The organism is Micromonospora sp. NPDC048169 (assembly GCF_040652815.1).
Lineage (GTDB): Bacteria > Actinomycetota > Actinomycetes > Mycobacteriales > Micromonosporaceae > Micromonospora.
On the sequence record NZ_JBEZMS010000010.1, the window covers coordinates 56,006 to 81,885 of the forward strand.

The following is a 25,880-nucleotide window of genomic DNA, read 5'->3' on the forward strand; positions in this document are numbered from 1 at the left end:
CGGCGAGGTGCGGTCACGGTGCCGGGTGCGGCGTCGCGGCCGGCCCGCGCTTGGCCCGCTGGATCTGCTCGTAGACGTGGGTCCGCAGTTCGGTGAATCGGGGCAGGGCCCGGGTGGTGAGCTGGTCGCGTTCCCGTGGGAGGTCGATCACGAGGTCCTCCCGCACCCGGGTCGGTGAGTTCGACAGGACGAGCACGCGCTGGCCCAGATAGACCGCCTCGTCGATGTCGTGCGTCACGAAGACGGTGGAGATCCCGCGCGTCAGGTGCAGGTCACGGACGAGATCCTCCAGGTCCGCGCGGGTCTGCGCGTCGACCGCGGCGAACGGCTCGTCCATGATCAGCACTTCCGGCTGGTACGCGACGGCGCGCGCGATGGCCACCCGCTGCTGCATCCCGCCGGAGAGCTGCCACGGGTGGCTCCGCGCCGAGCTTGGCAGTCCGACCGCGTCGAGGGCGTCGGCGACCAACCGGCCGCGTGCGGCGCGGGAGAGCTTCTTGTGGCGAAGCGGAAGCTCCACGTTGCCCCGGACCGTCAGCCACGGGTAGAGGCTGCGGCCGTACTCCTGGAAGACCACAGCCATCGCCGGGCTCGGGCCCGTCACCGGTGATCCCTCCATCTCGACCAGGCCGCTGGTGGGCCGGAGGAGCCCGGCCAGGCATTTCAGGAGAGTGGTCTTCCCGCAGCCCGAGGGACCGACGACGCACAGCAGCTCACCGGGACTCATGGTGAAGCTGATGTCCCCGATCGCCTCGACCTCGCCCCGGCCGGAGGCGTAGACCTTCCGCAGGTGCTCGACCCGCAGCAGAGGGCTCCCGTCAGGCACGGGTGACCTCCTTCATTCCGTGGTACCAACGCAGGACGCGGCGTTCGGCGACACCGAAGAGCACGGCGAGGACGACGCCGATGAGGCCGAGCAGGAGGATGCCGCTCCACATCTCAGCGATCAGGTAGTTCCGCTGGAAGTAGGCGATCCGGTATCCGAGGCCGGCGGACGACGCGAACATCTCCGAGATGACCATGAGGATCAGGGCCACCGAGAGCGCCTGGCGTACGCCGGTCATGACGCGCGGGCTCGCCGCCGGGAGGATCAGCAGCCACAGCCGGTCCCACCGGGAGATCCGGAACGAGTACGCGGTCTCCAGCATCACGCTGTCGGTCGCCCGGACACCCTCGATCGTGTTCAGCAGGATCGGCCAGATCGCGCCGGACACGATGACGACGACCTTCATGGTGTCGGTGATGCCGAGCAGGAGCATCGCGACCGGGATCAGCACGGGTGGCGGAATCGCGCGGAAGAACTCCAGTAGCGGTTCGAGGATCTCGCGTAGCGGGCGGAACCGGCCGATGAGGACGCCGGCGGCGACGCCGAGGAGGACCGACGCGAACAGGCCGATCAGCAGCCGGTACACGCTCGGCAGCACGTCGTCGACGAACGCCGGACCGATCCAGGTCTGCCGGAACGCGTCGAGGAGCGTACGGGGGCCGACGAGGAACCGGTTCGCCGACCGGGTGGACCAGACGGCCCAGAGCACCACGGCCACGACGGGAAGCCCGACCGCGAACAGGACGTTCTCGGCGACCCGGATGCCGAGGCCGCGACGGCCGGCCCGGCCCGCGCCGAGGGCGGTCACCGGGTTGCCCCGTCCGCGAGCACCGACTGGTGCCAGGCCAGCGAGCGGCGTTCGGCGAAGCGGAAGACGACGTTCACCAGCAGGCCGAGGAGCCCGGTGACCACGACGAGTCCGTACAGGCCGACGGCGTCCCCGGTGGAGCGGGACAGCTCGATCATGCGCCCGAGACCGGGGTTGCCGATCACCATCTCCGCGGTGACGGCCAGGATGAGCGCGACGGCGGCGCCGAGACGCAGACCGGTCATCAGGTACGGCAGCGCGGTCGGAAGGACGAGATACCGCAGGCGCTCGAGGCGGGTCAGGCCGAAACTGCGAGCGGTGTCCCGGGCGACGGTGTCGACGTCCGCGACCCCGTAGATGACCTGCACGAACACCTGCCAGAACGCCGCGTAGACGATGATGACGAGCGCGGCGCGCATCTGCAGGCCGAACATCAGCACGGCGAGGGGGATCAGCGCGACCGACGGCACCGGCCGCAGGAACTCGACTGTCGTGTGCGTCGCGCGACGCAGGAACGGCACCAGCCCGACCACAGTCCCCAACGTCACCGCGGCGAGCGTCGCCACTGTCAGTCCGATCGCCCACGACGTCATGGTGAGCCGGATCCGCCGCCAGAACGCCAGGTCGCGGACCTCCTCGGCCAGCCGCCCGAACACGTCGGTGGCGTATGGCAGGTAGTGCGGGTCGACGAGTCCCAGCGTCGGGAGCAGTTGCCAGACGGCGAGGAACCCCAGCAGGCCGGCGGCACCCAGCAGGACCTTGCGCATCGGCCGGCTACTGCTGCTGGACGAGGCGGTCGAAGTCGGGCCGCCGGTCGAGGACGCGGTACTTCTGGGCGAGCGTCGCCAGTTGCTCCAGGCCGGGCCGGTCGAGCTCCCACCCGAACGCCGGGAGCCGCACGGAGTCCGCCACCGCGTCCGGTAGTTCGAGATTGTCCTTGATGGCCTGCCGCAGGGCCGTCTCGTTCGCCGGATCCTTGGCCCAGGTGAGCGTCTTCTTCATCGCCGCCGAGAAGTCGGCTACCAGCCCGGCGTCGGAGTCCGTCAGCTTGCTCGACGTGATCGTGGTCAGGGTGGTGAGACCTGGCACCGTGGCCTGATAGGGGGCGACCACGAGGACGTCACCGCGCTTGCGCATCTGGGTGATGAACGGTTCGGTCACCCAGGCGGCGTCGATGTTGCCGGCGGCGAGCTGGGCCGGGGCGTCCGGGAAGGCCACCTCGACGAACTTGACCTTGGTGGGGTCGCCGCCGTCCTTCTCGACCGCCGCCATGATCGTGACGTCGCCGGCGGCGCCCAGGCTGTTCACCGAGACCTTGCGCCCCGCGAGCTGGGCCGGCCGGGTGATGCCGGACTTCGCCGACGCCAGTACGGCGTTGATGTCGTCGCCGTCGGCGTATGACGACGCGTAGTTGCCGATGATCACCACACCGAGGTTCTGCAGATCGGCGCGGAACGGGCCGAACGGCTGACCGATGGCGAAGTCGATGTCGCCGTTGATCAGGGCCGGGATGGCCTGCGCGCCGCCCTGTGCGGGCACGACCTCCACATCGAGCCCTTGCTCCCGGAAGATGCCCGCCTTGATGCCGCCCCACAGCGCGGCGGTCTCGCTGATCGGCAGCGCCGCCACGCGGACCTTCCGCAGGTCGCCGCTGGCCCCGGGGGACGGATCGGTGGCATCGGAGTCCGTGCACCCGGTCAGGGCGATCACGACGCCGGCGAGAACAGCGAGGGCGGTGGCCTTCTTCATGGACGAGCCCTTCCGTGCGCAGCCTTTGTGCAACCTCGGGAGCGGGGCCGGCCCAGCGGGGGTGAAGCATCCGACCGCGTCGATCAGCGTCATGCAGAAACGATTGATTGTCAAGAATTCAGATAAGGCGGATCGCGGTGCGATCAGAGTGGTCCGGCATCGATGTGAATGCGTCTTGACGAGCGACGATTTTGTGACCAAACTGTGCGGTTGGTGGTGCGGTGGCGGAGGGGGCGACGACTTGGCGATCGTGATCGTGGGCGCTGGTATCGGTGGCCTCACCACCGCGCTCAGCCTGCACCGGGCCGGCTTCCGTGAGATCACCGTCTACGAGCGCGCCGCCGCGCTGCATCCGCTCGGCGTGGGCATCAATCTGCTCCCGCACGCCGTTCGTGAATTGACCGAATTGGGCCTCGGTGAACGCGTGGAAAGGCTGGGCGCCGCACCCGGCACACTGGCCTACTACAACCGGCACGGTCAGCAGATCTGGAGCGAGCCGCGCGGGCTGGACGCCGGATATCGCTGGCCGCAGCTTTCCGTGCACCGTGGCCGGTTCCAGATGGAACTGCTCGCCGTGGTGCGGGAACGGCTGGGGGCCGACGCGGTCCGTACCGGACACCGGCTCGTCGGCGTCCGCGACGGCGTCGCGCGCTTCGAGACGGCGGCGGGGGAGGTCAGCGTCGCGGGTGACCTGATCGTCGGAGCGGACGGCATCCATTCCGCGCTGCGCCGCCAGCATCAGCCCGCCGAGGGAGCGCCGCTCTGGAACGGGCTGACGCTGTGGCGGGGGACGGCACGGGCGCCCGGATTCCTGGACGGGCGGACCATGATCATGGCAGGGGACGCCGAACAGAAGTTCGTCGCGTACCCGATCGGCGCCGGCCTGATCAACGTCGTCGCCGAGCGGCGCGGGCCCGGTTTCGCCGGGCCGAACGCGGACTGGAACCGGGCGGTCGACCCCGCGCCGGTCGTCTCGCTCTTCGCGGACTGGCGCTTCCCCTGGCTCGACGTGCCGGAGCTGCTGGCCGCCGCCGACGAGATCCTCGAATACCCCATGGTGGACCGTGACCCGATCGACGCGTGGACCCACGGGAACGCGACGCTGCTCGGCGACGCGGCGCACCCGATGTATCCGAACGGTTCCAACGGGGCGTCGCAGGCGATCCTTGACGCGCGTACCCTCGCCTTTCACCTCGCCACCGCGCGGACGGTGCGGGCGGCGCTCGACGCCTACGAGGCGGACCGGCGGCCGGCGACCACCGCGCTCGTGCTGAGCAACCGGCGGCAGGGCCCGGAACAGGTGATGGTGCTCGCCCGCGAGCGCGCGCCGGACGGGTTCGCGCACATCCACGACGTCATCCCGCCGCAGGAGCTGATCGAGATCGCCACCGGATACAAGAAGGCGGCCGGCTTCCTGCCCGCCGACCTCAACGAACGGGCCTCCCTGACGCCGACGGTCTTCTCGGGCGTCCTGCCGTGACCGGCCCGGAGCCGACCGGGCTGGACGCGGCGCGACTGGCGTCGGTGATCTCACCGCTACGCCGCACGCTGCTCGCCGCCGCCCGGGCCGCCGAGCACCTGCCGGAGATCCCGGACGCGCAGATCGAGATCGTGCGGGCGCTGCCACGGGGCACCGTGGCCGGCCCCGGTGAACTGGCCGAACGGCTCCGCCTGAGCCGGTCCACTGTGAGCAACCTGCTCACCACGATGGAGGGCAACGGTCTCGTCGAGCGCCGTCCCCGTCCCGGCAACCACCGCCACGTCGACGTCCTGGCCACCCCGAAGGCCCTCGACCTGTTCGCACGCTTCGACCTCGCGAGCGGAGACCTGGTCGCCCGCGCCGCGGCCACCCTGCCGGCGGCGGACCGCGTGGCCCTCGCCGCCGCGGTGCCCGCGTTGGAACGCCTGCGCGACGCCCTCGCGCAGACCAAGGACACCCCATGAGTACGCGCCGAGCCGCCGGCCCGGGCCCGGCGAGCGAACCGCCGGTTCCCGGCCTGGAGGCCGCGTTCGAGGTGGAGGCGCGGCTCGGCGCCCTGGAGGATCACGGGGTGACCCGCGCGGGCCACCGGCGCGTGGTGCCCGTCGTCGGCGGCCGGGTCACCGGCCTCTTCGAGGCCGACATCCTGCCCGGCGGCGCGGACTGGCAGGTGGTCCGCCCCGACGGCGCGATCGAGATCGACACGCGCTATTCGGCGCGCACCGCCGACGGCGGCCACGTCTACCTCCGCACCTTCGGCGTCCGCAGCGGCCGCCCGGAGGTCCTCGAGGCGTTGTTGCGCGGCGACGCGGTGGACCCCGCCGAGTACTACTTCCGCCTGGGCGTACGACTGGAGACGTCGGTGCCCGCGCTGGCCGTGCTGGAGCAGTGCGTCTTCGTCGCGTCGGCGATCCGGGAGGCCGACCGGGTGCGCTACACCGCCTACCGCGTCACGTAGGCGTTCCCTGGCAGCGCGTTTGGACGCGTTCGCCCGCCCCGTGCCCGTCCGCTGTGATATCCCATCTACTATGCGCCTGTAGTAGATGCTGGTGCCGGGCCGGACGTGCGGAGGGAATGGGATGGGACGCGCTCACCCGCTGCTGCGGCTGGCGCTGTTCGTCGCCGTGACGTTCGGGGTGTTCGGCATGCACACCTTCGGCCACCCGGCCGGGCTCGACGCCGCCCACGCGAGCGCCGTACACGGGAGCACCGGCCACGCCGCCACCGCTCCCGATGCCGCGCACGGAGACGACGGCTCGCCCGGGCACCGCGAGGGGACGCACGTGTTCACCGTGTGCCTGGCGGTGCTGGGCGGCGCCCTCGTCCTCGGCGCCATGTCCCTGCTGTGGCGGCCCCGCCGCGGGGCCGGCGCGCCGACCGGCCCCCGATCACACCTGCCCGGCCGGGACCGGGGTCCACCCCGCCGGCCCATCGGGTTGCGACTGCGAGCCGTGACGGTCCTGCGTACGTGAGGAGAGCACGGTCCGGCGCCTCGCCCGGATCCGACGACTCCGTTCCGGCACACCTCACGACAAGGACCACGTACCTGATGAGACCGACCATCCTGCGCCGCGCCGCCCTCGCGGGCGTCGCCCTGTCCGCCCTGCTCGCGACCGCCGCCTGCGGCGGCGGGGACGACACCGGCGGCATGACGCACGGCACCGGCAGCGGTTCCACGGCGGGCGCCTCCGCCTCGGCCGACGCCACATTCAACGACGCGGACGTGATGTTCGCCCAGATGATGATCCCGCACCACCAGCAGGCGGTGACGATGGCCGACCTGGCCCCGACGCGCGCGAGCGACCCCGAACTGAAGGACCTGGCCGCAAGGATCAAGGCGGCGCAGGATCCGGAGATCGCCACCATGAAGGGGTGGCTCACGGCCTGGGGGAAGCCCACGGACCTGCCCGGCGACCACAGCATGCCCGGCATGAGCGCCACGCCCGGGCACGGCATGCCGGGGATGCCCGGCATGATGTCCGAGCAGCAGATGGCGGGCCTCACTGCCGCGAACGGCACCGCGTTCGACAAGATGTTCGCCGAGATGATGATCGCCCACCACAAGGGTGCCATCGACATGGCCAGGACCGAACAGGCCGACGGCCGCAACCCCGAGGCCAAGGCGCTCGCCGCCAGGATCGCCTCGGATCAGGCCGCCGAGGTGCAGACCCTGCAGAAGATCCTCGACCGCCTGTAGCGTGCCGGGTGCGGCCGGCCCCGGCCACGGCGCCGGGACCGGCCGCACCGCCACGACACCTGACGTACCCTGTCCGGCACGAAGGGAGAGCGCGTGGCGGAACTGGGCAGACTCGAGTCGGCGGTGATGGACGTCCTGTGGCGTGCCCCCGAGCCCGTGCTCGTGCGCGACGTCCTCGACGCGGTGACCACCGGCCGGGCACTGGCGTACACGACTGTCCTCACCGTGCTGGACAACCTGCACCGCAAGGGCTGGGCCGTACGGCAGAAGGACGGCAAGGCCTACCGCTACCGTGCCGCCGGCACCCGTGAGGAGATCATCGCGCGCACGCTGCGCCGGGTCGTCGAGACGAGCAGCCATCCCGACCTGGTGCTGCTGCACTTCGCCCGGTCCGCCTCCGACCACGAACTGCACATCCTGCGGCAGGTCCTCGACGAGCGGGAGTCCGAGGCGTGAGCCTCGCGCTCGCCCTCGTCACCGGCGCGACGGTCGTCGCCTGGTGTGGCCCCGCCGCGCTGCGGCTGTGCTTCCGGCACGTCGCGGACCCCGTCGCGATGCTGCTCGGCTGGCTCGGCCTGATCGTCGCGGTGATCGCCACCTTCGTCCTCGCCACCGTGATGCTCCTCGCCCCGGCCAGCACCCGGCAGTGGGCGCTGCACGACCTCGCCCGCATCTGCTGGCACTGGGCGCAACCCAGCCGGCCACCCGCCGTCGACGAGATCGCAGGGGCGACGGGAGCACTGCTCGTGCTGGCCGTGCTCGCCCGGTTCACGGTGACGTGCACCCGCCGGGCGGTGCGCGCCCACCGCGCTCGCCGCGCCCACGCCGACCTGCTCACCCTCGCCGGTGGCCGGTCGGAGGAGGGCGGGGCGGCGGTGCTCTGGATCCCCCACCCGACGCCGATGGCCTACAGCCTCCCCGGATCCGGCGGGCTGACGGTCCTGGCCAGCGCCGCCGGTGACCTGCCGCCGGACCAGCTCGCCGCGGTGCTCAGCCATGAGCGGGCACACCTGCGGGAGCGTCACCATCTCCTGGTGGCGGCGGTGGAAGGGCTCGCGGCGGCCGTACCGTGGCTGCCCCTGACCCGGCAGGCCCCCGCGGCCGTGCGCCTGCTCGTCGAGCTGCGCGCCGACGCCGCGGCGGTCCGCGAATGCGGCCCGGCCGCCGTACGCGACGCGTTGCTGGCTTTCGCCGGTGCGCCGCACCCGTCGTCCGCGCTCTCGATGGCCGGTGCCGACGTGGCCGTCCGGCTCCAGCGCCTCCAGGGCCGCCCGCACCGCCGCGAGGTTCTCGCCCGCGCCGTGCTCGCCTCGACCGCCCTGGCCGCGCCCCTGGGCGTCGGCGTGGTGACCGGCCTCCTGTTCTGCCTGTAGGCCCCGACCCCCGGTGAGCGCCGCCTACGTGCCGGCGCTGACCAGGAGCGCGGTGGTCATCAGGACGGCCACCATCAGCGTCGCCTCCGCCAGCACCGTGTGGCGCAGGCGACGCATCCCGTCCGGCGTGGGATCGTCCAGCCGGGGCACCACCCGCCTGCTGTTGTAGAGCCCGACGACGGCGACGACCGCCACCAGCGCGACCTTGACCAGGAGCATCCGGCCCCAGCCGGTGCTCACCAGGTGACCCGGCCGGTCCAGGATCGCCACTGTCAACGCGACACCGGCGACACCCGTGAGCGCCACCGCCGCCGTGGCCGGAACGGAGAACCGCACCGCCATCTCCGCGGCGCCGGTCGGCACACCGAGACGCGCACGACCCAGCAGCAGGGCCGCCAGGAGCAGAACCCCGCCGACCCACACCGCCGCGGCGACGGTGTGCGCCACATCCGCCGCCACGACGATCGCCCGCGGTCGCGCGGTGACGGTGTGCCCGTCGAACAGGAACGACCCCACGAGCAGCGCCACCGTGACACCGAGGAGCACCGGCCGCGCCGCTCGCGCGCGAACCCGTTGCGCCTCGTCGCCGTTCGCGCCACCGGCGGGCGGCACCACCAGCGGGCGAGGGGCGGTCGGGATCGCGGCGACAGTCGCCACGGCGTGCCGCCCGACCGCGTGCCGGCCCCGGATCAGCGCCGCCTCCAGCGAACCGGCCGCGAGCAGCCCGGCCGCACCGACGAACCGCAGGCCCAGCCCGGCCGCCACCGGCGTACGGCTGAGCGCGGTCACCGCGTCCACACCGAACGCCGAGACGAGAGTGCCCTCGACGCTGAACGCCGCCGCCAGCGCGACGAGTTCGAGCAGCGTGCCGGCCACCACCGTCAGGCCGGCGGCCCGGACCCAGACCTGGACCAGCCGGATGTCGCCGCGCGTTCCCACCAACGTGGTCAACGCGAAGACCAGTCCGCCCACCCCGAGCAGGATCGCCCCGTAGGACAGCCACCGTCCCGTCGCGCCGACGAAGCGCACCGAACCCCGGTCGGCGTCGGCGGTGTGCCCCACCGTGTGCCCGCCGGAGTGGACCGGCGGCGACGCCGAGGGAGGCGCCGGCGCACCGTGACCGGCATGCCCGGGTGGACCGTTGCTGTGCCGGGGGGTGGCTGTCGCGCTTGCCGGGGCCACGGTGAAGGTGACGTCGCCGGTCAGGGGGTGGGCGTCCGGGGCGGCCACGCTCCAGCGCAACGTGAACTGCCCGCCGGTCAGCGCGGTGGCCGGGTGCACCAGCCACGTACGGCCGTCGTCGGGGGTGTGACTGGTCACCGGAACGGCAGCCCCCTCGCGGGAGAGCCGGAAGCCGGCCCCGGTGGGGGTGCCCGGGGCGCTGAACGTCAACCGGATCTCCGTGACCGCGCCGTCCACGCGCGCGCCGTCCGCCGGTACGACCTTGAGCAGCTTGAAGTGCGCGGCGGCGGGCGAGGCGAACCCGAGCACCAGGAACACCGCGGGACAGCACGCCAGCCACACGAGCAGCAGCCACCGCGCCGCGCCGCGCGCCGGCAGCCGGTGACGCCCTGGGAAAGGCACCGCTGATCCCTTCGTCAGGGAGACATGGACCCGGCGCCCATCGCTCCGACCAGATGCGGTCGCCATCCTAGGGGAACTACTAGCAGTCGGTAGTAGAGCGTCGGCCTGATCAAGCTCGTGGCCGAGCGGCGGTTCCGGTTTCGCCGAGCCGGATGCGGACCGAACCCGTCACGCCCTTGTTCCCGGAGACGGACGGAACCCGGTCTTCAGAACCGCACGCCCGCGTAGATCCGGGGCACGATCAGCGCGTACGCGAGGACGAGCGCCGCGACGGTGACCAGCGGGGTGCCGACAAGCACCACCGCCGACGCCACGCGGACCCGGGTGCGCAGCCCTGTGTGCATGTCGGGGGTCCGCGTCAGCACCACCAGCGCTGTGAGCCACGTGGCGAGGCCGACAGTGGCGACGATGCCGAGCCACGACAGCAGCACCATGACGTTGGTCCCGAACCGGTCACCCGCGTCGCTGCCGTACTCCAGCAGGTACGGCCGGTTCCGCAGCCCGACCCAGAGGTTGACGCCCACGAACGCGCGGTGAGGGCGACGGACCACAGGGCGGCGAATCCGACGGCGGTGCCCCGCAGGCGGGTGCGGGTACGCTGCGCTGCCTCGTCGAGTACGGCCACGCACGGATGCTAGGCCATGGCTGGTTCACCTGATCGCCGCACGTTCCAGGGCGCGCTTGTCCGGCTTGCCACTCGGCCCCACCGGCACCCGGTCGATCCACTGGATCGTCCGGGGGACCGACGCTTGCCCCAGCGCCTCCGCCACCAGCGCACGCAGCCGTCCGGCATCGGGCACGTGATCGGCGGCGGGCACCACGTACGCGTGCACCGCCTCCCCGGTGACGTCGTCGGGACGGCCGACCACGTACGCCTCGGCGACAGCGGGGTCGGCGGCGAGCACCCGTTCGACCGGACCGGCGTACACCAGGTTGGCCTGCACGATGATGACGTCCCGGATCCGGCCGAGCAGGTGCAGGTAGCCGTCGGCGTCCAGCCGGGCCAGGTCGCGGGTGCGGACCCAGCCGTCGACGAAGACCTCGGCGGTCTCGGCCGGATCGTTCCAGTAGGCGGCGGCCTGCGCCGGGGTCCGGACGAACAGTTCCCCCTCGGTGGCGGGGCGGCCGTCGGCGTCCCGGATGGACAGCCCGGTCACCGGGGGAGGCCGGCCCACCGAGGCGAGGGCGGCCGGGTGTGCCAGCATCTCGGCCGGCGTCACCATGGTGATCATGCCGGTCTCGGTCTGGCCGTAGCCGTGGAAGACGACGGGCCCGAGCACGTCGAGGGCCTCGGCGAGCCGGCCCGGCGCGAGCGGGGAGCCGGAGACCAGCAGGGCCCGCAGGCTGCTCAGGTCGGCCGGGTCGGCGCGCTGGTCGCGCACGAGCTGGTTCAGCTTGCCCACGGTGATCACGCTCGCCGTCGCCCGGTGCCGGGCGATCATGCCGGGGAAACCAGGAGGGCGGGCCGCGACCACTGTGCCGCCCGCCGCCAGGGTGAGGATGCCGTACTCCAGCATCACCTGGCTGCTCAGCGAACCGAAGACGAGGTACCGCTGGAGCCGGGTGGCGAGGTCGGCGATCGCCGGGGGCCAGCGATCGGGGTACGGGGCCCAGGCCGCGCTCATCGCCGCGTACGTCTGCGCGCAGCCCTTCGGGCTGCCGGTGCTGCCGCTGGTCCAGATGATCCGGGCGACGTCGTCCGGGCGCCCGGCGGCGATCAGCCGCTTCCCGTCGTCGGGGCTGCGCGCCAGTTCGGCGACCCGGGCGTCGTCGAGCAGCAGCGTGTTCTCACCGAGCTGCCAGGCGCGGTGGGCCGGGCTCAGGTCGGGGCGGATCCCGGAGACCCGGGCGCCGACCGCGAACGCCGCGATGATCGTCGCGAACGCCTCCGCTGTGACGCCGAGCCGCAGGGCCACCCCGACGCCGGGGCCGGCCCCGGCGGCGCGGAGCCCGGCGGCGACGCGGCGGACCAGCCGGTACATCTGGGCGGTGGTGACGGTCCTCGCGCCCTCCTCGAAGACCGGACGGTCGTCGCCGGTGGCGAGCAGATCCAGTACGGGCTGTGGCCAGACCTCAGCCGGCATCGGAGAGCACGCCCTTGAGGAAGAGCACGAGTGGCTGGTGGTGCACGTCCGGCAGATTCCAGTGGTTCTCCAGGTTCTCCGCGAGGTGGTGCGCCGCGACGACCCGGCCGCCGCTGTGGACCCGGACGACGGGGTGCAGGTAGCTGGCGTCGTGGGCGTGCGCGGCGTCGTTCTCGGCGATCCGGGGCACCGTGATGTCGAACGGGTCGACCTGGTCGTGGTCCGGCCCGTACTCGAGCGTGACCACGAACGCGAACGGTTCCGGTCCCAGGCCGCCGTCGTTCAGGTACGCGACAGGCACCTCCTCGTGGTAGCGCGCGGTGTCGCCGGAGACCACGACGACGTCGCCGAGGACGGCGAACTGCTGCCACAGCGCCGAGGTGCGGTTGATCCGGGCGATGATCGCGTCGGCGATCGCCTCCGGGGTGACCTCCAGCGGCGTGCCGGGCCACGGCGTGCCGTGGTGGCGGGCGCCGAGGATCCGGTGCAGGGCCCGTACGCCGTACCGGAAGCCGTGGATGAACCCGTTCGTCGAGCGTTTGAAGTCGCGCTGCTGGGTGAGCGTGCCGGCGAAGTACAGGCCTGGTACGTTCACCGACTCGTACGCGGAGGTCTGCTCGGGAAAGCGGTCGTTGATGACGAGCCGTGGCCGGGCGGACGGGTCGAAGATGCTCGCGTCGAACCGGAATCCGGTGCAGAGGATGATCCGGTCGTAGTCGATCGGCCGGATCGCCTCGACGGTGCGGGCGTACCGGAAGTCGATCCGGTAGCCGCCGTCCTCGCGCCGGACGATCCGCTCGACGGTGCCGTCGAGTACCGCGTTCTGCGACTTGAGCTGGTACGTGTCGAGGAAGTTGTTGTTCACCGCGCGCAGGTGCCCGACGTAGTGCGACTGCCATGCCAGCTTGATCGAGTGCGGGCCGGCGACATGGATGACCGCCGCCGTCTCGACGAGCGCGTCGGCGGTCTCGAAGGCCGAGTTGCCCTTGCCGATGATGAGCACGCGCTGGTCGGTGAAGTCGTCCGGGTCGACGCTGACCGTGTCGTACCGTTCGGCCAGCTCGGCGCCCTCTATCGGCGGGACGTACAGCTGGGACACGCCGGTGGCGACCACCACCCGGCGGGCGGTGACCGTCTCGTCGCCGGCGCGCACGGTGAACAGGTCGCCGTCGCGCGCGACGCCGGTGACCCGGGTGTCGTATCTGACCCGCAGCCCGCGGGCGACGTCGGCCAGGTAGCGCACCAGGTCCTCGGCGTCGGGGAAGTAGCGCCGGCTGTAGTTCTTGAACAGCAGCGCCGGATCGTCGGTGAGCAGTGAGTTCCAGTCCGCGCGCAGGTTGAACTCCGGATCGTCGGAGCCGGTCCAGACCTTGTTGATCGAGATGAGTTGCCGGTGCCGGGGATAGGTGGTGAAGAACGTGCCCGGCGCCGGGCCGGCCTCCACGACCAGATAGTCGCGGCCGTCGCGCTCGAGCAGGTGAGCGAGCTGCAACCCGGCCGGTCCGGCTCCGATGATCAGATAGTCGAGCGTCATGCGACGCAACGTATCGACCCGATCTCAGAGCGCTCTGAGAATCCGTCTCTAGGGTCCGGTCGCATGACGACAGAGGTCGACCTCGGGGTTCCACTGCGGATCGCCGACCTGCGCGCCGCCCGCGACCCGATCAAGATCGTGGTCGGTCCGCGGGTCCGCGATCGGGTCACCGCCGCCCGTACCTTCCTGGCGACGGTGCTCGGCGACGACCGCGCGGTGTACGGCGCCACCACCGGCTTCGGCGCGCTCGTCGGGTACGCGGGCCGCGCCGACCTGCGCGACCAGGCCGACAACACGCTCGCCCACCTCGGCGCGGGCCAGGGCCCGGACCTCGATCCGGAGGTGGTCCGCGCGACGGTGCTGCTGCGGGCCGCGTCGCTGGCCCGGGGCGCGTCGGGGGTCTCCCCGCACGTGATCGACGCCCTCGCGGCGATGCTCGCGACCACGTTCGTCCCCGCGATGCCCCGGCTGGGTTCGGTCGGTGCCAGCGGCGACCTGATCCCGCTGGGCGCGGCCGCACAGGCGCTGCGCGGCCGTGGCCACGCCTACCTGGACGGGGTACGGCTACCGGCCGCCGAGGCGCTGGAGCGGGCCGGCCTGGAACCGCTGCCGCTGGACGGCCGGGACGCTCTCGCCCTGGTGAACGGCACCTCGCTGACCACCGCGGCGACGGCGCTGGCGCTGGACGCGGTCCGCGCCGCGCACCTGGCGGTCCAGGTGCTCACCTGCCTGCTCGCCGACCTGCTCGGCAGCGGCACGCAGTTCATCGACGCCCGGCTGCTACGCGCGTACGGCCATCCGGGCGCCATCGACGTGGGCGCGCGGATGCGCCGGGTCAGCGCCGGGCTCGTCGCGTCCGGCACACGCCCGCTCCAGGAGCCGTACAGCATCCGGTGCACGCCGCAACTGCTCGGCGCCGCCGAGGACGCCCTGCGTTACGTCGACGCCGTCGTCGCCGCCGACCTCGCGAGCGTCACCGACAACCCGTTGTTCTTTCCCGGCGACGACCTCGTCGTGCACGGCGGGAACTTCTTCGGGCAGCCGGCCGCGTTCGCCGCCGACGTGCTGTCGATGGTCGTGGCGCAGGTCGGCAACCTCGCCGAACGGCAACTCGACCTGCTCGTCGACCCGAACCGCAACGGCGGCCTGCCGCCGATGCTGGCCGCCGGGCCGGGACAGCAGCACGGGCTCCAGGGGGTGCAACTGGCGGCGACCGCGCTGATCACCGAGATCCGCCGGGACACCATGCCGGCGAGCATCCAGAGCGTGCCGACGAACCTGCACAACCAGGACGTCATCCCGCTCGGCACCCAGGCCGCGCTGCGGGTGCTGGACCAGGCCCGGCTGCTGCGCCTCGTCGTCGGGTCGCTCGCGCTGGGGCTGCGCCAGGCCGCCTACGTCGGTGCGCGTACGCCGACCGCGCCCGGCTGTGCCGAGGCGCTGGCCGCGCTGGCCGCGGCCGTACCCCCGGTCGACCCGGACCGGCCGCTCGACGGTGACGTGCGGCGCGCGGCCGACGTGATCGCTGATCTCTCCGTTTCTCTTTCCTGAGGGTGGACGCACATGACGCTCGACTACCTGATCGTCGGAGCCGGTCCGGCCGGCCTGCAACTCGCCGCGCTGCTGGAGGCCGACGGCAAGCGTGACTATCTGGTCCTGGAACAGGCGGACATCCCGGGTGCGTTCTTCGCCACCCATCCCCGCCACCGGCAACTGATCTCCATAAACAAGCCGCACACCGGCTCGGACGACCCGGAGCTGAACCTGCGGCTGGACTGGAACTCGCTGCTCAGCGACGACCCGGCGCTGCGGTTCACCGGCTACACCGAACGGTACTTCCCGGACGCCGACGTGATGGTCCGCTACCTGGCGGACTTCGCCGCGAAGACCGGGGCGCGCGTGCGGTACGGCACCCGGGTGACGTCGGTCGGCAGGGTCGACGGGCTGTTCGAGGTCCGGGCGGGGGAGGAGGTCTTCCGGGCGCGACGGCTGATCGTCGCCACCGGCGTCTCCCGGCCGTACCTGCCGGCGATCCCGGGACTGGAACTGGCCGAGCAGTACGCGGACATGTCCGTCGACCCGCGCGACTACCTCGACCAGAAGGTGCTGATCATCGGCAAGGGGAACTCCGCGTTCGAGACGGCGGACAACCTGATGGAGACCACCACGCTGATCCACGTCGCCGGGCCGAGTTCGGTGCGGATGGCCTGGCGCACCCACTACGTCGGGCACCTGCGCGCGGTGAACAACAACTTCCTGGACACGTACCAGCTGAAGTCGGCGAACGCGATCCTCGACGGCGAGGTCAAGCGCATCGAACGCGACGGCACCGGCTTCACCGTGACGTTCTCGTTCTCCCGGGCGAACGAGGTGGTCAAGGAGCTGTGGTACGACCGCGTTCTCGTCTGCACCGGGTTCGCCTTCGACGCGTCCATCTTCGACGACACGTGCCGGCCGGCGCTCGCGATCAGGGACCGCTTCCCGGCGCAGACCCCGGAGTGGGAGTCGGTGAACGTCCCCGGCCTGTTCTTCGCCGGCACCATCACCCAGGAACGGGACTTCAAGCGCTCGACGAGCGGCTTCATCCACGGCTTCCGGTACGGCGTGCGGGCGCTGCACCGGATCCTGGAGCGACGGTACGGGGGGGACACGCCGTGGCCGGCGGAGAAGCTCGACGCCACCCCGGAGTCGATCGCCGACGCCGTCATCGCGCGGGTCAACCGCACCTCCGCCCTGTGGCAGCAGTTCGGCTTCCTCGGTGACGTGGTCACGGTGGCCGGGTCCGAGGCGCGCTACCACGACGAGGTGCCGGTCGAGTACTTCACCGGCACCGGCCTGCGCACCGCCGACCACGACTACGCGCACGCCTTCGTCGTCACCCTCGAGTACGGCCCCGAGCACGACCGGGTGGACCCGTTCGACGTCACGGTCAACCGGATCGCCCAGGACGTGCCCGGCCAGGCTCACGACGCCGCGTACCTGCACCCGGTGGTCCGTCACCACCACGCGGGCCGGGTCGTCGCCACCCATCACCTGGCGGAGAACCTGGAGAACCGGTGGGACCGGCCGCAGACGCACGTCGCGCCGCTCGTCGCGTTCCTCGGCCGCTGCCTGAGCAGTGCCGAGCGTTGAGATGCGTCCGTTCGAGGGCGCGGCGCCGCCCGGTTCCGCGCTGGACGGTCCGGCGCTGAACCTGGCCGACCTGGCCGCCGACGCCCGGGCCCGCCTGGACCCGGTGCACTGGGACTTCTTCTCCGGTGGGGCCGGCGAGGAGCGTACGGTCCGCGCCAACGAGGCGGCGTTCGCCCGGCGCTACGTGGTGCCCCGCGTCCTGCGCGGCGCGAGCCGGCGCGACCTGCGGATCTCGCTGCTCGGCAGCCGGATCTCGATGCCGGTGCTGATCGCGCCGACCGCGTTCCACCGGCTGGCCCACCCCGAGGGCGAGGTGGCCACGGCACGCGCCGCCGCCGAGGCGGGCACGGTCATGGTGGTCAGCATGGCGGCCACCCGGCCGGTCGAGGAGATCGCCGCGGCCGGGGGGCCGCTCTGGTTCCAGCTCTATCCGCAGACGGACCTCGACTTCACCGCGTCAGTGGTACGGCGGGCGGAGAAGGCCGGCTGCACCGCTCTGGTCGTCACGGTCGACTCGCCCGTGTTCGGCCGGCGGGAACGCGACCTGCGGCACGGCTTCGTCGACCTGCCGGCCGGGCTGGTCTGCGAGAACATGCGCGACGCGACCGGCCGGGTGCGCGACATCGGCATGGACGCCGGGCTGGACTGGGCGCGGATCGCCTGGCTGCGCGAGGTCACCACGATGCCGATCCTGCTCAAGGGGGTGCTGCATCCGGCGGACGCGGCGCTGGCCGTCTCGTACGGCGTCGACGGTCTGCTCGTCTCCAACCACGGCGGCCGGCAGCTCGACGGCGCACTCGCCACCCTCGACGCGTTGCCCGCCGTCGTCGAGGCCGTCGCGGGGCGGCTGCCGGTGCTGCTCGACGGCGGGGTCCGCCGGGGGTCCGACGTGCTGGTGGCGCTGGCGCTGGGCGCGAGCGCGGTGCTCGTCGGCCGTCCGGTGGTCTGGGGGCTCGCGGCCGGCGGCGCCGCCGGGGTACGTCACGTGCTCGACCTGCTGCACGCCGACCTCGACCGGGCGCTGGCGCTGGCCGGCGCGACCGGGCCGGCGGACCTGCGCGTTGACCTGGTCGCCACGGTGGCAGCCGGATGAGCGCCCTGATCGTCCTGATGGTCCTGGCGGGGATCGCGTGGACCGTGCCGTACTGGCTGCCCCGGACGGTGGTCCGTCTGCGCGAGTGGGTGTTCGTCACCGTCAACGGCGCCGAGGGCGTCCCGGTGCCGGGTCCGACAGTCGGCATGGAGCACTTCGAGCGCGTGTACGCCGATCCGGCGGCGGACGGCCGCAGCCGGGGTGCCGGACTGTCCGACCTGTTCTGGTACTGGCTGGCGCCCGGGCCGCACATGCACCAGGAGCATCTGGAGCCGGGCGACCGCTACCGGACGGTGGCCGCCACCACCCGGCGCGTGCTCGCCGTACGCCGTCAGCGCTGCGACGACCTCGCGACCGCCGCCACCCGGCGTGCGCTCGACCGGCTGCCGGCCGGCCGGACCAGCCACGTCCGGCTGCGCGACCTGATGATGCCGGTCTGGGCCGAGGTCTACTACGAACTCGTCTTCGGCGAGGCGTGCCCGCCGGACGCGCGGGCGTTGATCGTCACCAACGCCGAGGACGTGGTCAACGGGCTCAAGTGCACCGGCCTGCGGCACATGCGGCGGCGCGACCGGCTGACCCGGTATCTGCGCGACCGGATCGAGGCGGGGACCTGCCCGGTGACGCTGCCGCCGCCGTTCACCACGCAGGAGACGGCCTGGTACCTCCAGGGCGCCTTCTTCAACACCGCAGTGGTGCAGATGTCCGAGGCGACGGCGCACGTGCTGCTGGCTCTCGCCACGCATCCCGGCGTCCAGCGGGGACTCGACGACGACGAGGCGCTGGACCGGGTGATCGACGAGACGCTGCGGGTGCACCCGCTCTTCGGCGTCGCGCACCGGATCACGTCCGCGCCGATCACGCTGCCCGACGGGGTGTCCCTGCCCGCCGGAACGGTGCTGCTCTTCAACTACCTGGCGTTCCACCGGGGCGGGTCGGCCGGCGACGACCGGTTCGACCCGGACCGGTGGCTCACGCTCAAACGTGCCGACGCGCACTTCATCCCGTACGGGGTCACCGCGAACCGGGCCTGCCCGGCGCGCGGGGTCGCGCCGGTGATGATGCGCGCCGCGATCCGCGAGGTGCTGCGCCGGTACGTGCTCACCTCCTCGGCCTCGCACACCCGGTCGATGCCCAGCCGGGGTCCGGCCTACCTGACGCCGGCCGGGCGCACCGGCCCGGGGCGGCTGCGGCTGGCCGCGATGCGGTCGCGGGACCGGTGGGCCGACGTGGGCCGCAGTGTCCGGCAACTGGTGTTCGGCACCTGGATGGTGGTCGACGCCCGCCGGCAGCGGTTGTGCACCGACTATTTCGAGAGGGCTGTCCGATGACACCAACTGAGCTCGCGCCACGGTTCTTCATCGCGGTCACGGTGATCCTGATCTTCTGCAAAGGAGTCGCCTGGCTGCTCGGCAAGGCGGGTCAGCCGGCAGTGGTCAGCGAGATGCTCGCCGGCGTACTCCTCGGGCCGTCGCTGCTGGGGCTCCTCCTGCCGGACGTGCAGGACGCCCTGTTCCCGGCCCCCCTGCTCCCGGTCCTCTACGTCGTGGGTCAGGTCGGCCTGGTGCTGTTCATGTTCCAGGCCGGGTACGCGTTCAGCGCCCACCGGGTCACCGGGCTCGCCGGCACCGCCGGCGTGATCTCCCTGGCCGGGGTCACCGCGCCGCTCCTTCTGGGGGTGCTGCTGGTCCCGGTGGCCGCCGGTGCCGTGCCGATCCAAGCCGAGGGGACGTCCCTCGGCGTCTCGGCCGCGTTCGTCGGCGTCGCCCTGGCCATCACCGCGTTCCCGATGCTGGCCCGGATCATCACCGAGCACGGGCACGCCGGCACCCGGCACGGCACCCTCTCCCTGGCCAGTGGCGCGATCGACGACGTGGTCGCCTGGATCATGCTGGCCGCCGTACTGGCCTTCGCCTCCGGCCGGGCCGGTCCCGCGATCGTCACCGCGGGCGGGGCGATCCTGTTCGCGCTGGTGCTCTGGTTCGGCGGGCGGCCGGTCGCCTCCACGCTGATGGGCCACCGTGCCCTCAACGACCGGGCCCGCCTGCTCGGCACCGTCGCCCTGCTCTTCCTGGTCGCCTGGTACACCGACGAGATCGGCCTGTACGCGGTCTTCGGCGCGTTCGCGGTCGGCGTGGTGATGCCCCGCACCGCCAACACCGACCGGGTGGTGGACACGCTCACCCCGGTCGCGGCGACGCTCTTCCTGCCGTTGTTCTTCACGTACTCGGGCCTGCGGACGGAGTTCGGCCTGCTCGCCTCCCCGCCGGTGCTGTTGTTCGCGCTGGCCTGCGTGACGGCGGCGATCGTCGGCAAGTTCGGCGCCTGCTGGGCGGCGGCCCGGCTCCGCGGCGAACCGCAGGGTGTCGCGCTGCGGGTCGGCGCGCTGATGAACGCCCGCGGTCTGATGCAGCTCATCGCGCTGAACGTGGGACTGGAGGCGGGCATCGTGAACCCGTCGCTGTTCACCGTGCTGGTGCTTGTCGCGTTGGTCACCACGCTGATGACCACGCCGGCGCTGAGCTGGATCGAGCGCCGCGAGGCCCGCCGGCCCGATCCGGTGCGCGCACCAGCGCTCGCGGTTTCAGATAGTTGAAGAGGCAAATACCAGTGCGTGCATCGGTCGCTATCTATGAGATCGTTAACATATGCGGGGCGGAAGATCGAACCGGCTGCTGCTGGTCGAGGACGACACGGACCTGACCGAGATGCTCACCGAGACGCTCGGCCACGAGGGCTATCTCGTCGACCGGGCCTTCGACGGCCAGCGCGGGCTGCACCTCGGACTCACCCGGTCGTACGACGTGATGGTCATCGACCGGATGCTGCCGGCGCTCGACGGCCTCGACTTGGTCACCCGGCTGCGCGCCCGGGCGGTTCCGGCCCGGACCCTGATGCTCACCGCGCTCGGCACCGTCGACGACCGGATCGCCGGGCTGGACGCGGGCGCCGACGACTACCTGGTCAAGCCCTTCGACCTCGACGAGCTGAGCGCCCGGGTCCGGGCGCTGTGCCGGCGCACGTCCGAACCGACGGACGTGCTGCCGATCGGCGCCGGGCAGCTCGACCTGGGGCAGCGGGACGCGGTGCTGCCCGACGGCACCCGGGTGGCGCTGTCCACCCGCGAGTTCGAACTGCTGCGGGTGCTGGCGGCCCGGCCGAGCACCGTGCATCCCCGGGCCGCGCTGCGACGTAGGGTCTTCGAGGAGGCGGCGGGGGCCTCGGTGGTGGACACCTACGTCTACTACCTCCGCCGCAAACTCGGCCGGCCGGTGGTACGCACCGTGCACGGGTTCGGCTACCGCCTCGGGACGCTCTGATGGAGGCGGCCGAGCAGGCGGTCGTCCGCCGGACGCGGCTGCGCATCGGCCTGCTCGTCGGCCTGACCATCGGCGCCCTGCTGCTGCTGGGCGGCGGCATCTCGTACGCGGTCCTGGTCCGCAGCCAGGAGGCGCAGATCCAGCGCGAGCTGGAGTGGGGCACGGAACACGGCGCGATCGCCGGCCCGCCCGCGTGCAGCTGGATCTTCCGGTACGACGGCGTCACGGTGCGCACCGGCACGAACCCGCCGCCCCCGGGCTTCCCGTTACGCGGGGCGCTGGACACCGTGGCGGCCACCCGGCACACCGAGACCACCACCGTTTCGCGTAACGGCACCACCTATCACGTGCGTACCGAGGCTCGCGGCGACGACGTGGTCCAGGCCGTGTTCGACGCCCGGTTCCAGCTGTCCGACCGGCGGCATCTGCTGCTCGCGTTCAGCCTCGCGGCGGCAGCCGGGCTGCTCGCCGCCATGCTCACCGGTGTGCTCGTCGGTCGCCGGGCCGTCGCACCGCTCGCGGAGGCGCTGACCCGGCAGCGCCGCTTCGTCGCGGACGCCAGCCACGAACTGCGAACCCCGATCGCGCATGTGCACACCCGGGCCCAGCTGATGGCGCGGCGGGCGCGCGACGACGGCACCGCCACGAACCTGGACGACCTGGAACGGCTGGTCGGCACCACCCGCCGGCTCGGCGAGATCGTCGACGACCTGCTGCTCTCGGCCCGGCTCGCCGCCGCGCCCGCGGACCGGGAACCGGATCCGCAGGTCGATCTCACCTCGCTGGTCGGGACGACCGTCGCCGCCGAGAGCGACCGCGCCGCCGAACGCCGGGTCACCCTCACCCTGGACACTCCCGGCGACCCACTGCCGGTGCCGGGTGTCGAGTCGGCCCTGCGCCGGGTCGTCGGGGAACTGCTCGCGAACGCGCTGGCCCACACTCCCGCGGGAGGCCGGATCGACGTGACGCTCCGGGCCGTCGGCGACGCCGCCGAGTTCGTGATCGCCGACACCGGGAAGGGCTTCGACCAGGCGGACGCCCGGCGGATCTTCGACCGGTTCCACAGGGGCGCGGGTGCCGGGGACCGCCGCTTCGGCCTGGGGCTGGCCCTGCTCCAGGAGGTCGTCACGAGCCACCACGGCACCATCGAGGCCGAGGGACGCCCAGGGCGGGGAGCCCGATTCACCGTACGCCTTCCCGTGACGGGCCCGCCGAGCCCCACCGGGAGGGTGTCGCGGATCAGGAACCGTCGGATGTGGCAGGTGGGAGCCGGTACGTGAGCGCCGGATCGTGCGGCGGGTTCTCCGGCCTGCCCGACCGGCCGGGCACGACGTGCAGGATCGCGGTCGGAGCGTCGGCCAAGCCGCCGGCCGGCTGCCAGGTCGCCGGGGGAGCGGCCTCCGCCACCGCGCTCGGTGCGTTCCTCCGCCGCACCAGCACCAGTGCGAGCGCGCCCAGGCCCGCGGCGACCAGCAGGCCGCCCAGGAGGAACATCGACGTACTGCCGCCCTCGTCGCTGACGGCCTTGAGCGTGGGCGGCGCGGCCGCGGGGGTGCCGTCGTCGTCCCCTGCCGCGAGAGGGCTCGCCTCCGCGGTGGGCGACGGCGGCGTCGTGGCCGGCGTTGCCACGGCGGAAAGGGTCAGCCGTACGGTGGCGACGTCACCGGCGCTGCCGCGTACGGTCGTGCGGGCGGAGCGGTAGCCGTCCATGCTTGCTCGGACCGTGATGGGTCCCTCGGCGATCGTCTTGCCGGCGCCGGACGTGATCGAGAACTGGCCGCTGCGGTTGCTGGTCGTCCGGTACTCGTGGCCCGCGCTGTCCCGGATGGTCAGGTCCGCGCCGTCGATCGCCTTTCCGTCGGCGTCGCGGACCCGGCCGGAGACGCCGCTGACTCCGGCCGTCGCCTCGGCCGCACCGGACGGCGACGCACCCGGGCCGTGCACGTAGACCAGCTTGTAGGCGTAGCTGTTCTGCCCGGCCAGCCGCACCCCGACCGAGATGTTGAGCCCGGTGGTCTCGCCCGCGCGGGCATCCGGGGCGACGAGCGTCGCGTCGAAGGTCCGGCTCTCGCCGGGCCCGAGGTTCGGCTCCGCCCGGCATCCGGCGGTGCACCGCAGGCCGCCGCCGACCACCACCACGGCCTTCTCGGCCCGGCGTCCGTTGTTCGTCACGCGGAACCGCACGCGTACCGCCTCGCGGGGTTTCACGTTCTCCGCCGACACGCTCAGGATGCTCACCGTCTCCGGTGCGGCCGGCGCGGCCGTCGAGGGTGCCGCCGGCAGCGCGAGCGTCCCGGCGGTCAGCGTGACAACTGCCGCCGCCCGGGTCCATCGGACACGTGAGCGCGTCGTCACTTCCCACCACCTTCGCCGATATTGGCAACACCGGTCGATGGAGCCGCGGCCACTATGCCCTGTGCGAGACGTGTTGCGCGACCCGGTCCCGAGTGCGGTGGGTCTTCTCCCGCTGCGGGCAGCGCCTGACGTCGACCGGCGGCCGTGCCGACCGGTGGGTGAGGCGGTCCGCCGCGGTCCCCGCCGCTCGTCACGAGGACGGTCCGGTGGGTCGGCCGTCGGCCCGGTCGGTAGGTTCGTGGCATGAGTGAGGACACCTTCCGGTCGGTGGAGATCGAGCGCACCAGCGTGGGCAGATACGTCGCGCGCAACGCCCGTGGCGGCGAGCTGTCCATGGGTACGGGGGAGGACGCGACCTTCACGCCCGTGGAGCTGCTGCTCGCGGCGCTCGGTGGCTGCACCGCCGTCGACGTCGACCACGTGACCAGCCGTCGTGCCGAACCGACCCGGTTCGCGGTCACGGTGACCGGCGACAAGATCCGTGACCCGGAGGCCGGGAACCGGATGGAGAACCTCACCGTCACCTTCGCGGTGACGTTCCCGGCCGGCGCGGACGGTGACCGGGCCCGCGAGGCGCTGCCCCGCTCGCTGCGGCAGTCCCACGACCGTCTCTGCACCGTGTCGCGGACCGTGGAGCTGGGCACGCCCGTATCGATCGTGGACGGCAACGACCCGGGCGCGACCGGGTCCCGATAACCACGGAAGCCGCGCCGGAGGCAGCGCGACCGAGCCGTCCCGGCCGGCGCTTACCTTGACAGCCGTCGATGTTATCGCAAACATGGCTGGTAACCCGGACGTAACACCGCCGCCATGATCCTTGTGCCTGATCGTGACCTCGGGAGCCGGAGGCGACCACGCGCAGGAGGTTTCCGTGACAGGGACCGCTCGGAGGACGCGTACGGCGGCGGCCCTGGCCTCGGCGGCGCTGCTCCTCGCCGCGGGGGTGGTGGCCGGGATGCCACCGGCGTCGGCGGCGACAGTGGACACGTCCGCGTCGTACGTGGTCGTGAACCGGCACAGCGGCAAGGCGATGGACCTGTACGACTGGTCGACGGCGGAGAACGCGCCGGTGAACCAGTGGACGCGCAACGACCTCGCGGTGCAGCAGTGGCAGTTCGTGGACGTCGGCGGCGGGTTCTACAAGGTGCGGTCCCGGCACAGCGGGAAGGTGCTGGAGTTGCCGGACGGTGGCGACGGCACCCAGCTCGTGCAGAGCACCGACCGGTCGTCGGCCACGCAGCAGTTCCGGTTGCGGGACTCCGCGGGCGGGTTCGTGCGGTTCGTGAACCGGCAGTGGGGCAAGGTCGTCGACGTCTGGGAGTGGTCGACCGCGGACGGTGGGCGGCTGGCCGGTTACGCCGATCTGGACGGCGCAAACCAGCAGTGGCAACTGATCCGGCTGGGCGGTGGCACGCCGACCACGCCCGCGCCGACCACCCCGGCACCGGCCTACCCGCAGCCCGGCCGGGTGACCGGGGACATCGGCGTCCACGACCCCACTGTGGTCAAGCGGCCCGACGGCACCTACGTCGTCGCGCACACCGGTGACGGCATCACGCTGAAGACGTCCACCGACCGGATCGCCTTCCGCAACGCCGGCGCCGCCTTCCCCGGTGGCGCGCCGTGGACCACCACGTACACCGGGGGAGCGCGCAACCTGTGGGCGCCGGACCTGTCGTACCGCAACGGGCGCTACTACCTGTACTACTCGGCGTCGACGTTCGGCTCCAACCGCTCGGCGATCTTCCTCGCCACCAGCACCACCGGGAACGCCGGGAGCTGGACCCACGAAGGGCTGGTCGTCGAGTCGCGGACCACTGACGACGTCAACGCCATCGACCCGAACCTCACCGTCGACGACCAGGGCCGCTGGTGGCTCACCTTCGGCTCGTTCTGGTCCGGCATCAAGATGATCCCGATCGACCCGGCCAGCGGACGCCGGCTCGGCACCGCCGTCTACGCGCTCGCGAACTACGGCCCCGGCATCGAAGCGCCCGTCCTGGTCAAGCGCGGTGCCTGGTACTACCTGTACGTCTCGTTCGACCGCTGCTGCCAGGGCGCCGCCAGCACGTACCGGATCATGGTCGGTCGTTCGGCGAGCCCCACCGGGCCGTTCGTGGACCGCGCGGGCCGGGACATGCTGGCCGGGGGCGGCACGCAGATCCTGGCGTCGCACGGCAGCGTGCACGGCCCCGGCCACCAGGCGGTCCTCGCCGACACCGACGGCGACGTCCTCTTCTACCACTACTACGCCGACAACGGCGCGTCACTGCTCGGCGTCAACCGCATCGGCTACGACGCCGCTGCCTGGCCCTACGTGTACTGATCTCCGGCTACCTGGGAGG

General features: G+C 72.5%; 25 protein-coding genes. 16 read left to right on the forward strand and 9 right to left on the reverse strand.

Translation table 11 applies throughout. The features are described from left to right. Positions 1–13: 13 nt before the first annotated feature. Genes AB0D28_RS11575 through AB0D28_RS11590 form a run of 4 tightly spaced genes read right to left on the reverse strand, consistent with a single transcriptional unit; the run spans position 14 to position 3,383 of the window. The gene (locus AB0D28_RS11575) at positions 14–826 is read right to left on the reverse strand and encodes an ABC transporter ATP-binding protein (RefSeq protein ID WP_357384740.1); all 813 of its coding nucleotides are present in this window, start codon (positions 824–826) and stop codon (positions 14–16) included. Continuing rightward, the gene (locus AB0D28_RS11580; protein ID WP_357384742.1) at positions 819–1,634 is read right to left on the reverse strand and encodes an ABC transporter permease; all 816 of its coding nucleotides are present in this window, start codon (positions 1,632–1,634) and stop codon (positions 819–821) included. The genes AB0D28_RS11575 and AB0D28_RS11580 overlap by 8 nt, the downstream gene beginning before the upstream one ends. Continuing rightward, positions 1,631–2,401 carry an ABC transporter permease gene (locus AB0D28_RS11585; protein ID WP_357384744.1) on the reverse strand — a complete coding sequence of 257 codons (771 nt, stop codon included), beginning with the start codon at positions 2,399–2,401 and terminating at the stop codon, positions 1,631–1,633. The genes AB0D28_RS11580 and AB0D28_RS11585 overlap by 4 nt, the downstream gene beginning before the upstream one ends. 7 nt (positions 2,402–2,408) lie before the next feature. Next, positions 2,409–3,383 carry an ABC transporter substrate-binding protein gene (locus AB0D28_RS11590; protein ID WP_357384746.1) on the reverse strand — a complete coding sequence of 325 codons (975 nt, stop codon included), beginning with the start codon at positions 3,381–3,383 and terminating at the stop codon, positions 2,409–2,411. Here AB0D28_RS11590 and AB0D28_RS11595 point away from each other — a divergent pair. The 7 genes from AB0D28_RS11595 to AB0D28_RS11625 all read left to right on the forward strand — a co-directional run bounded on the left by AB0D28_RS11595 (position 3,370) and on the right by AB0D28_RS11625 (position 8,433). After that, on the forward strand, positions 3,370–4,863 hold the full coding sequence (locus tag AB0D28_RS11595; RefSeq protein WP_357384748.1) for a flavin-dependent oxidoreductase: 1,494 nt from the start codon (positions 3,370–3,372) through the stop codon (positions 4,861–4,863). The genes AB0D28_RS11590 and AB0D28_RS11595 overlap by 14 nt on opposite strands. After that, positions 4,860–5,327 (forward strand): MarR family transcriptional regulator, encoded by a 468-nt coding sequence (locus AB0D28_RS11600; protein WP_357384750.1) that lies wholly within the window; start codon positions 4,860–4,862, stop codon positions 5,325–5,327. Before AB0D28_RS11595 ends, AB0D28_RS11600 begins: the two co-directional genes overlap by 4 nt. Then, positions 5,324–5,821, forward strand: coding sequence for a DUF3237 domain-containing protein (locus tag AB0D28_RS11605; RefSeq protein ID WP_357384752.1), 498 nt, complete (start codon positions 5,324–5,326; stop codon positions 5,819–5,821). The genes AB0D28_RS11600 and AB0D28_RS11605 overlap by 4 nt, the downstream gene beginning before the upstream one ends. Before the next feature lie 121 nt (positions 5,822–5,942). Beyond that, on the forward strand, positions 5,943–6,335 hold the full coding sequence (locus tag AB0D28_RS11610; protein ID WP_357384754.1) for a DUF6153 family protein: 393 nt from the start codon (positions 5,943–5,945) through the stop codon (positions 6,333–6,335). A 77-nt stretch (positions 6,336–6,412) separates the two neighbouring features. After that, on the forward strand, positions 6,413–7,060 hold the full coding sequence (locus AB0D28_RS11615) for a DUF305 domain-containing protein (RefSeq protein ID WP_357384756.1): 648 nt from the start codon (positions 6,413–6,415) through the stop codon (positions 7,058–7,060). A gap of 93 nt (positions 7,061–7,153) precedes the next feature. Further along, entirely contained in the window at positions 7,154–7,516 is a 363-nt protein-coding gene (locus tag AB0D28_RS11620) for a BlaI/MecI/CopY family transcriptional regulator (RefSeq protein ID WP_357384758.1), read from the forward strand. Further along, a complete protein-coding gene (locus tag AB0D28_RS11625; RefSeq protein WP_357384760.1) occupies positions 7,513–8,433 on the forward strand; it encodes a M56 family metallopeptidase in 921 nt (306 codons plus the stop codon). The genes AB0D28_RS11620 and AB0D28_RS11625 overlap by 4 nt, the downstream gene beginning before the upstream one ends. 24 nt (positions 8,434–8,457) lie before the next feature. Here the strand turns inward: AB0D28_RS11625 and AB0D28_RS11630 are convergent, their stop codons facing one another. From AB0D28_RS11630 to AB0D28_RS11645, 4 genes are all read right to left on the reverse strand, one after another. After that, on the reverse strand, positions 8,458–10,017 hold the full coding sequence (locus AB0D28_RS11630) for a CopD family protein (RefSeq protein WP_357384762.1): 1,560 nt from the start codon (positions 10,015–10,017) through the stop codon (positions 8,458–8,460). Between the two features lie 206 nt (positions 10,018–10,223). After that, the gene (locus tag AB0D28_RS11635; RefSeq protein ID WP_357384764.1) at positions 10,224–10,541 is read right to left on the reverse strand and encodes a hypothetical protein; all 318 of its coding nucleotides are present in this window, start codon (positions 10,539–10,541) and stop codon (positions 10,224–10,226) included. 126 nt (positions 10,542–10,667) lie between these two features. Then, on the reverse strand, positions 10,668–12,101 hold the full coding sequence (locus AB0D28_RS11640; protein WP_357384766.1) for a fatty acid--CoA ligase family protein: 1,434 nt from the start codon (positions 12,099–12,101) through the stop codon (positions 10,668–10,670). Then, positions 12,091–13,635, reverse strand: coding sequence for an NAD(P)-binding domain-containing protein (locus tag AB0D28_RS11645; protein WP_357384768.1), 1,545 nt, complete (start codon positions 13,633–13,635; stop codon positions 12,091–12,093). Before AB0D28_RS11645 ends, AB0D28_RS11640 begins: the two co-directional genes overlap by 11 nt. A 63-nt stretch (positions 13,636–13,698) precedes the next feature. Between AB0D28_RS11645 and AB0D28_RS11650 the strand changes: the two genes are divergently transcribed. The 7 genes from AB0D28_RS11650 to AB0D28_RS11680 are packed head-to-tail and all read left to right on the forward strand — an operon-like array spanning position 13,699 to position 22,460. Next, a complete protein-coding gene (locus tag AB0D28_RS11650) occupies positions 13,699–15,186 on the forward strand; it encodes an aromatic amino acid ammonia-lyase (protein WP_357384770.1) in 1,488 nt (495 codons plus the stop codon). Between the two features lie 12 nt (positions 15,187–15,198). Beyond that, the gene (locus tag AB0D28_RS11655; protein ID WP_357384772.1) at positions 15,199–16,767 is read left to right on the forward strand and encodes an NAD(P)-binding domain-containing protein; all 1,569 of its coding nucleotides are present in this window, start codon (positions 15,199–15,201) and stop codon (positions 16,765–16,767) included. Position 16,768: 1 nt separating this feature from the next. Beyond that, a complete protein-coding gene (locus AB0D28_RS11660) occupies positions 16,769–17,860 on the forward strand; it encodes an alpha-hydroxy acid oxidase (protein WP_357384774.1) in 1,092 nt (363 codons plus the stop codon). Next, positions 17,857–19,191, forward strand: coding sequence for a cytochrome P450 (locus AB0D28_RS11665; RefSeq protein WP_357384776.1), 1,335 nt, complete (start codon positions 17,857–17,859; stop codon positions 19,189–19,191). The genes AB0D28_RS11660 and AB0D28_RS11665 overlap by 4 nt, the downstream gene beginning before the upstream one ends. Beyond that, positions 19,188–20,456: a cation:proton antiporter gene (locus AB0D28_RS11670; protein WP_357384778.1), complete on the forward strand. Its 1,269-nt coding sequence runs from the start codon at positions 19,188–19,190 to the stop codon at positions 20,454–20,456. Before AB0D28_RS11665 ends, AB0D28_RS11670 begins: the two co-directional genes overlap by 4 nt. Positions 20,457–20,508: 52 nt before the next feature. Then, complete coding sequence (locus AB0D28_RS11675) at positions 20,509–21,180, forward strand: response regulator transcription factor (protein ID WP_357384780.1); 672 nt, start codon at positions 20,509–20,511, stop codon at positions 21,178–21,180. Continuing rightward, positions 21,180–22,460 (forward strand): HAMP domain-containing sensor histidine kinase, encoded by a 1,281-nt coding sequence (locus AB0D28_RS11680; RefSeq protein ID WP_357384782.1) that lies wholly within the window; start codon positions 21,180–21,182, stop codon positions 22,458–22,460. The genes AB0D28_RS11675 and AB0D28_RS11680 overlap by 1 nt, the downstream gene beginning before the upstream one ends. Here the strand turns inward: AB0D28_RS11680 and AB0D28_RS11685 are convergent. After that, complete coding sequence (locus tag AB0D28_RS11685; protein ID WP_357384784.1) at positions 22,420–23,535, reverse strand: carboxypeptidase-like regulatory domain-containing protein; 1,116 nt, start codon at positions 23,533–23,535, stop codon at positions 22,420–22,422. The two genes, AB0D28_RS11680 and AB0D28_RS11685, sit on opposite strands and share 41 nt — an antisense overlap. Positions 23,536–23,778: 243 nt before the next feature. Between AB0D28_RS11685 and AB0D28_RS11690 the strand changes: the two genes are divergently transcribed. Together AB0D28_RS11690 and AB0D28_RS11695 are read left to right on the forward strand one after the other, a co-directional pair. Then, positions 23,779–24,231, forward strand: a complete 453-nt coding sequence (locus tag AB0D28_RS11690) for an OsmC family protein (RefSeq protein WP_357384786.1) — start codon at positions 23,779–23,781, stop codon at positions 24,229–24,231. A 175-nt stretch (positions 24,232–24,406) separates the two neighbouring features. Next, complete coding sequence (locus AB0D28_RS11695; RefSeq protein WP_357384787.1) at positions 24,407–25,861, forward strand: family 43 glycosylhydrolase; 1,455 nt, start codon at positions 24,407–24,409, stop codon at positions 25,859–25,861. Positions 25,862–25,880 lie beyond the last annotated feature (19 nt).